Source organism: Pseudomonas sp. GXM4 (assembly GCF_008923895.1).
Taxonomy (GTDB): domain Bacteria; phylum Pseudomonadota; class Gammaproteobacteria; order Pseudomonadales; family Pseudomonadaceae; genus Aquipseudomonas; species Aquipseudomonas atacamensis.
The window spans coordinates 1-3,394 of sequence record NZ_WBRZ01000402.1 but is presented as its reverse complement, the minus strand read 5'-3'; the positions used below and the strand labels follow the sequence as shown (position 1 = coordinate 3,394).

Sequence of the window (3,394 nt, the reverse complement as noted above, 5' to 3'; positions counted from 1 at the left end):
ACTCGCGCCGCAGAATTTTCCCTACAGGCGTCATCGGCAACGACTCACGCAACACGATGTGTTTCGGCACCTTGTAGGCCGTGAAATTCTCTTTGCAGTACGCCTTCAGCTCTTCCAGGCTGACCCCGCTTTCCCGCGCTACCACAAACAGCTTCACCGCCTCTCCCGAACGCTCGTCCGGCACGCCGATGACCGCGCAGTTGGCGACTTTCGGGTGGGCCATGACCACGTCTTCGATTTCGTTGGGGTACACGTTGAAGCCGGAGACGATGATCATGTCCTTCTTGCGATCGACGATGCGCACGAAACCGTCCGGGTCGATCACGGCGATATCGCCGGACTTGAACCAGCCCTCGGCATCCAGCACTTCGGCGGTGGCTTCGGGCTTGTTCCAGTAGCCCTTCATGATCTGCGGGCCTTTGATGCACAGCTCGCCGCGCTCGCCCAGCGGCTGTTCGACGCCGTCATCGTTGATGATTTTCACCAGCGTGCCCGGCACCGGCAAGCCGACAGTGCCCAGCCGCGACTGATCGCCGTATGGGTTGGTGCAGGCCACTGGCGAGGTTTCGGTCAGGCCGTAGCCTTCGGTGATACGGCAACCGGTCATCTGCTCCCAGCGCTCGGCGGTGGCCTTGACCAGCGCGGTGCCGCCGGAATTGGTGAGCTTGAGGCTGGAGAAATCCAGGGTCTTGAAATCAGGGTGATCCATCAGCGCAACGAACAAGGTGTTCAAACCCAGCAGCGCCGAGAAGCGCCAGTTTTTCAGTTCCTTGATGAAGCCGGCAATGTCGCGCGGATTGGAGATCAGTACGTTGTGATTGCCCGAGACCATCATGCACATGCAATTCGCGGTGAAAGCATAGATGTGGTACAGCGGCAGCGGCGCGATCATCACCTCCTGGCCTTCGCGCAACAGCGGCTGACCGTCCGGGCCGAGCTGAGCCAGACAGGCGCGCACCTGCTGCATGTTCGCCACCAGATTGCCGTGGGTGAGCATCGCGCCCTTGGCCAGGCCGGTGGTGCCGCCGGTGTATTGCAGCACGGCGATGTCATCGAGGCCGACGTTCAGCGGTTTGATGCCCAGGCCGCGGCCCATGCGCAGCGCGCTTTTGAACGAGGTCGCTTGCGGCAGCGAATACTCGGGAACCAGTTTCTTCACTTTGCTGACCACGGTGTTGACCAGCCAGCCTTTGGCGGTGGGCATCAGGTCGCCCATCTTCGCTTCTATCAAATATTGGATGTCGGTGTCGGGCAGCACTTCCTGGACTTTCTGTCCGAACAGATTCAGGTAGACCAACGCGCGTGCACCGGAATCCTTGAACTGGTGGCGCATTTCCCGTGGCGTATACAACGGGTTGGTATTGACCACGATCAGCCCGGCGCGCAGCGCGCCGAACACGGCAATCGGATAATGCAGAACGTTGGGCATCTGCACCGCAATGCGATCCCCCGGCACCAGATCGGTATGGGCCTGCAGGTATCCGGCAAACGCCGCGCTCTGGCGCTCGAGTTCGGCGTAGGTCAGGGTAATGCCCATGCTGCTGAACGCCGGGCGGTCAGCGAACTTCTTGCAGGAACGCTCAAACACTTCGATGACCGACTTGAACTCGCCCATGTCGATGTCCAGCGGTACGCCGGCCGGGCGTTTGTCATTCCAGAAATCAGGTTGCATTGTTCTTGTCCTCTTTACCTGAGCCGATCCGGGAGCCGCTTTCTGTCGTTTCTGCTTCGTCCATGGAAGGCGAAAAGCACAAAGCGGAGCTTCACGGACACTAGCAGCTATGGCCATTGAGGCAAATATGACGCAAGCCCTCATTGATCCCGTGAATCTTCCTGCCGTGGCGTGAGCTGATCAGACGCGCTATACACTGTGGCGATGCTGAGCAAAGGAATCGCCATGACCCACGACACCTTCTGGCTGGACGCGAGTGACCGCAGCCGCCTGTACATCAACCGCTGGCTGCCGGCCACGCCATTGAAAGCGGTGATTCTGCTGGCCCATGGCATGGCCGAACACAGCGCTCGCTACACGCGGCTCGCTGACACGTTTTGCGACAAAGACTATGGTGTTTACGCACCGGATCTGCGCGGCCATGGTCGCACCGCTGACAACGGCACCCTTGGCCATTTCGCCGATGACGACGGCTGGTGCAAGGTCGTCGGCGATCTGGCCAGCCTCAACCAGCACATCGGCCAGCAACATCCCGGCGTGCCGATCATCCTGCTCGGCCACAGCATGGGCAGCTACATCGCCCAAGGCTATTTGTTGCACCACAGCGCCAGTCTGCACGGGGCGATTCTCAGCGGCTCGAATTTCCAGCCGGTGGTCCTCTATCGCGTCGCGCGGCAGATAGCCCGGCTGGAAAAACTGCGCCAGGGCGGCAAGGGCCGCAGTGCATTGATCGAATGGCTGTCGTTCGGCTCGTTCAACAATAAATTCAAACCGGTGCGCACCCGTTTCGACTGGCTGAGCCGCGACCCGGCGGAGGTCGACAAGTACGCCGCCGACCCATTGTGCGGCTTTCGCTGCACCAATCAGCTGTGGATCGACCTGCTCGGTGGGTTGCAGCAAATCAGCAAAGCGTCCAATCTCGCGCAGATCGATCCGGGCCTGCCGCTGCTGGTAATTGGCGGCGAATGTGATCCGGTGAGCGAGGGCAAGCGTCTGACAGATCTGGCCAATGCCTTGCGCAGGGCCGGCAGCCAGCATCTGCAACTGAAGATTTACCCGCAGGCCCGACACGAATTGTTCAATGAAAGCAATCGCGACGAAGTGAGCGCCGATGTGCTCGCCTGGATCGACCAGGCCCTGAGCCACCGGCGCCCGCAGCGCAGCGAATAATTTTTTGTGGATTGACTGAAATCCGTCACAGGAATCGAAACCGATGACCCAGGTTACCAACATCCCTTACGAAGCCCTTGAAGTCGGCCAGACCGCCAGCTACAGCAAGACTGTCGAAGAGCGCGACATTCAGCTGTTCGCCGCGATGTCGGGCGACCACAACCCGGTGCACCTGGACGCCGAGTTTGCCGCCGCCAGCATGTTCAAGGAGCGCATCGCCCACGGCATGTTCAGCGGTGCGCTGATCAGCGCAGCGGTGGCCTGTGAATTGCCTGGGCCGGGCACTATCTATATCGGTCAGCAGATGAGCTTTCAGAAGCCGGTGAAGATCGGCGACACGCTGACGGTGCGCCTGGAGATTCTGGAGAAACTGCCGAAATTCCGCGTGCGCATTGCCACTCGCGTGTTCAATCAGCGTGATGAATTGGTAGTGGATGGTGAAGCGGAGATTCTGGCGCCGCGTAAACAGCAGACGGTGACGTTGCCGACTTTGCCGGCGATCAGTATCGGCTGATCGAAAAGATCGCAGCCTGCGGCAGCTCCTACTTTGGA

At 60.1% G+C, this 3,394-nt stretch carries 3 protein-coding genes; 2 read left to right on the top strand and 1 reads right to left on the bottom strand.

Translation table 11 applies throughout. The annotated features are described in order from the left end of the window. On the bottom strand, nt 1-1,672 hold a 1,672-nt coding region (locus F8N49_RS26600), incomplete at its 3' end, for a long-chain-fatty-acid--CoA ligase (protein WP_151553224.1). Between the two features lie 225 nt (nt 1,673-1,897). Here F8N49_RS26600 and F8N49_RS26595 point away from each other — a divergent pair. Next, on the top strand, nt 1,898-2,842 hold the full coding sequence (locus tag F8N49_RS26595; protein WP_071173338.1) for an alpha/beta hydrolase: 945 nt from the start codon (nt 1,898-1,900) through the stop codon (nt 2,840-2,842). 43 nt (nt 2,843-2,885) lie between these two features. After that, nucleotides 2,886-3,356, top strand: coding sequence for a MaoC family dehydratase (locus F8N49_RS26590; RefSeq protein ID WP_003227420.1), 471 nt, complete (start codon nt 2,886-2,888; stop codon nt 3,354-3,356). The last annotated feature ends 38 nt before the right edge of the window (nt 3,357-3,394 follow it).

Coding starts and splice junctions, on each gene's coding strand:
- F8N49_RS26590 (WP_003227420.1), top strand. CDS start 2,886: ATGACCCAGGTTACCAACATCCCTTACGAAGCCCTTGAAGTCGGCCAG.
- F8N49_RS26595 (WP_071173338.1), top strand. CDS start 1,898: ATGACCCACGACACCTTCTGGCTGGACGCGAGTGACCGCAGCCGCCTG.